Genomic DNA, 3,885 nt, shown 5'->3' with positions numbered 1-3,885 from the left:
ACACTTTCAATAGTCGGTGCTTTAATATTTGGACAAGCAGCCATTCAAGCTGGTTTTATATCAAATTCCATGATCATTATTGTTGCTGTTACTGCAATAGCTAGCTTCGCTATACCATACTACAAAATGTCGATTGTGGCGAGAATTTTTCGATATGCGATATTATTGGCTGGAGCATATGTTGGCTTGTTAGGCGTTTCATTCGTGAGCATGATAATCTTTATCCATTTATGCAGTCTTCGTTCGTTTAGTGAACCATACTTTGCTCCTTTTGCTACATTTCGGTTCAAAAGCCAAAGAGATACTATTTTAGTTCTGCCTCCAGGAGGAAATCCTAATCCTGTTAAATAACAAAGTAATGGTGAATAAATAGGTAAAACAAGAAAAAAAGAAACACCATAGCTTAATATAAATAGGTGCTTCTTTTTATTATATTTTAATCTTCAGTGAAGGTTAATATAACGCTTTATTAATATGATTTGTTTGGTCACCTATATCTACTATACTATTACAGGCTTTTTTTGCTGTAATTAGCTCTCGGATACAGAAATGAAGTAAGTCTAACCATCAAAAAACAGAAGATTATGGAAGCATTGTGGACTGTTGATTCAAATATTAAAGCTGATGATTTCTTTAATATGCAATTATATTGAAAATAATCCTATTTTGGGCAACATTTTACCTTTCATTATGGCAAGAAAGGTAAGCCTCTCCGGAGTCAGAGACCTTGGCACGTAACACATTGATTGATACGGCAACTCGGGAGACTGGGAGGGGGTGGAGTTCGATTTACCGTAAGGTAAAAAGACTTCTTTCTACTCGACTATTTTGAAAAGAAGTATTTAATTATACAATCTATTGTGATTTCTTTTCTCTACTTAATCCACGAACAATCTGCTTCAGGGGATATATATATTGATAAATGATAAGTAAAGCTCAATAAGGGTATGCTTTCTTTCTCATTCCAACGTCGTTAATTTGTACATCGACAGTGACTTTGAAGTTTGCTTTTTGAAATATTTTATTCCAATCTTTTTCATATTTCTTGAAATCTTTTGGATTTGCAAGATGTAATTTTTCACCAAAACCGAAAATATCTCCACCTATTTTTTGTGTTTGTAATAACCCATCAAGAATCATTGACTTCACAATTTTTTCACTTGATTTTGCGTATTTATCAAGTGTTTTAGCTTTATCGAAATCATCATTACATAATACTTCATCAATATGACCAATTGCATTTACTTTTACATGAATATGTGGAATATCTTTTTTAATTTGAATTATGGTTTTCGTTTTTACACGAGTTAATTCCATTGAGTCATATTTATCTTTTTCACATGGTATTTGAATATTTGTTTCTTTAATTAAATTATCTACAAATTGAACAGCTCTTGCAGGTGGACCATCTAGCCATCCACTAAGTTTGCCATTTTTAAACACTGCCAATCCATTAATTGCTCCATACGCTGATTTTACTGTTTCAGTATTAGCTAACGTGCCTGCTTCAGGTGTTTCTTGCACTAGAGTTACTCCATCAATAGTAGGCTCTCTTCCTTTACTAGATACTGCAGAAATTACTTCGCGTATTAGAGTTTCATGATTTTCTCCTAATAAGCTAGAAGTATTTTTTATCTTACCAGTAAGTGATTTGGCAGGAATCTTGTCAAGTGGTGGTAAACTTTTTAATATGTCATAAACACTAGCTTTTCTTGCAAGTATAACTGGGATATTTACACGTATTTTTGAATCTCTTTCAAATACATCGAACAAAAAATCTACCGATTCTTCTTTTGCTAATGTTTCACCTATAACTATAAGGCTTACATGGGAATAAATATTAATACGTGAGTTGCTTTTTGACAATTTCCGAGCAGCCTCTGAAATTGTTCTTCCTTTTTCAACTAAAGCTATCACTGGAAGACCTTGTGAACTAGTTTGTGTTGCAATTGCACTTGGATTAATTATTTGAAAGACCACTGAATACTGCTTTTCTTTTGGTAAATAATCTATACCCATTGCAACTACAATGGACACAGAATTTAACTCTTTATAGTTTGAACATCCTCCAAATAATAAACATAATAAAACAATTAAACTGAAAAATTTTTTCCTCATAAAGTACTACCACAACTTTACATTTTTTTGATTAGTATTTCTTAATTAATTTAATTTCATGTATTAATACTGAATAACTTTTAAAAGTGTTAAGTCTACTCATTATCGGTAATAAAAAAAGATTGTTCTGTTGAATCATAATAAGATCCTATAGAACAATCTTTTTATTGCCTTATACCTACAATCCAAAGAATTCCAACTATTAAACAACCCATCCCAAAACCCAAATGAGCTAGTTTTCTTTTTTCATTGATTTCATTTAAATACTCTCGCGCATTTTGTCACCTCTAAAGTTATATTCCCCTTAAAAAGATAAAATTATTCTTTATTTTGAACTACATTTCCAGATGAATATCGTATGCAAATCTAGTTTACATAAAGCTTCTTAACGGAAGTTGAAAAAAAGCCAATCCCTTGTTGATGTGCCCCTTAAAAGTTAGACGCGCAAACTAACTTTTAAGGGGTGTTTTTATGGCTAAATTTTCATCAGATGAAAAAATAAACATGATTTTAAGATACTTAGAAGGTAATGAAAGTATTAAGAAAATTGCTAAAGAGGTTCGAGTTAATGTTTCTATTTTAAGTGGTTGGATTAGACTTTATGAACAAAACGGCTTAGAGGCATTTTTCAAACCCTATACAAATTATTCTGCGGAGTTTAAACTAAATGTACTTAATTATATGAACGAAACGGGTACATCTTCGTACGAAGCAGCTGCGATTTTCAATATTTCTTCACCTGGTATGATACGAAACTGGAGAAGTGCATTTGGAACTGGAGGATTTGATGCCCTACCATTAAATCGAAAGAGTCAGATCAAGGGTGGCACTATCAGATGAACAGTTATCAACATAAACTAAAAGAACACGGTATTATCCAAAGTATGTCCCGTAAGGGACATTGTTTAGATAACGCAGTCATGGAGAATTTCTTTGGCTTATTAAAATCTGAACTACTTTACCTACAAGAATTTGAGAGTATGGAGCATTTTGAAACAGAATTAGCAGATTATATACATTACTATAATCACAAAAGAATGAAGGCGAAATTAAAAGACTTGAGTCCAGTTGAATACCGAACTCAAGTCTTAGAAGCTGCCTAATCCTATTTGTCTAACTTTATTGGGTCAGATCATGTGGCAAGGGATTGGCTTTTTGTTTTTTTTCTCACGATATACAGCCTTTTATATATCGTTGATCTACAAGTTTCATTGGGGTGGTCTTGTACATCTAGTATAACCTTTTTTTGTATAAAATCCTGCATATAAACTTCGTGTTCCCACATTTATATTGTTTTATAAACTGGATTTTGCTTTGGAAAAGAAACAAATTTATTTCAAAGTGATGGAACATTTCATAGTACTTATGAAGAAACAGAATCTATTTCAATATACGGTATTCAGCTACATCTTTTTATTTGTTTAGGTGTACCTTTTCGATATTGTTTATGTATTTTTTTATGTAATTATATACGTGCACTTTTCTGTTTGTTCGTATGCATCATGGTAGATATTTTTGGGGATATAAACAAATAGGAAGGGGGTTTTTTCCATAAACTATTACAGACACCTTAATATATATATTATATACGAATGCCATTAAACTCGAACTAATCTTGCTCTTGGTGCTAGAGTTTGCTTAGGAAAAGAAATGAATTGATGTCGGAGTGATGGTCTATTTCATAGAACTTTAGAAGAATCAAGGGAATAATTTCGTGTGTGGTAAAGTTAATCACTAGAAATTCTTAAACTATCCTGAAAATTACTA

General features: G+C 31.9%; 3 protein-coding genes and 1 pseudogene. 3 read left to right on the top strand and 1 reads right to left on the bottom strand.

Annotated elements, in window-relative coordinates; genetic code table 11:
- Positions 1-351 (top strand): spore germination protein (locus CN692_RS18780; protein ID WP_142317544.1); only part of this gene is annotated, 351 nt, incomplete at its 5' end.
- Positions 352-936: 585 nt separating this feature from the next.
- Here the strand turns inward: CN692_RS18780 and CN692_RS18775 are convergent.
- A complete protein-coding gene (locus tag CN692_RS18775) occupies positions 937-2,118 on the bottom strand; it encodes a Ger(x)C family spore germination protein (RefSeq protein WP_098120690.1) in 1,182 nt (393 codons plus the stop codon).
- 471 nt (positions 2,119-2,589) lie between these two features.
- On the opposite strand from CN692_RS18775, the gene CN692_RS27210 reads away from it, so the two are divergent.
- Together CN692_RS27210 and CN692_RS27205 are read left to right on the top strand one after the other, a co-directional pair.
- A complete protein-coding gene (locus tag CN692_RS27210; RefSeq protein ID WP_373605045.1) occupies positions 2,590-2,958 on the top strand; it encodes a transposase in 369 nt (122 codons plus the stop codon).
- Positions 2,931-3,221, top strand: a pseudogene (locus tag CN692_RS27205) (IS3 family transposase); the annotation flags it as partial. The gene CN692_RS27210 and the pseudogene CN692_RS27205, both read left to right, overlap by 28 nt.
- Positions 3,222-3,885 lie beyond the last annotated feature (664 nt).

Origin of the sequence: Bacillus sp. AFS002410, from assembly GCF_002556365.1 — a bacterium.
In the GTDB taxonomy this organism is placed as follows: domain Bacteria; phylum Bacillota; class Bacilli; order Bacillales; family Bacillaceae_G; genus Gottfriedia.
Note: the sequence above shows the minus strand (reverse complement) of the source record. Positions and strands in the feature narration are given on the sequence as shown.

Excerpts from the sequence above, each read along its gene's own strand:
- CN692_RS18775 (WP_098120690.1), bottom strand. The coding sequence starts at position 2,118 with ATGAGGAAAAAATTTTTCAGTTTAATTGTTTTATTATGTTTATTATTT.
- CN692_RS27210 (WP_373605045.1), top strand. The coding sequence starts at position 2,590 with ATGGCTAAATTTTCATCAGATGAAAAAATAAACATGATTTTAAGATAC.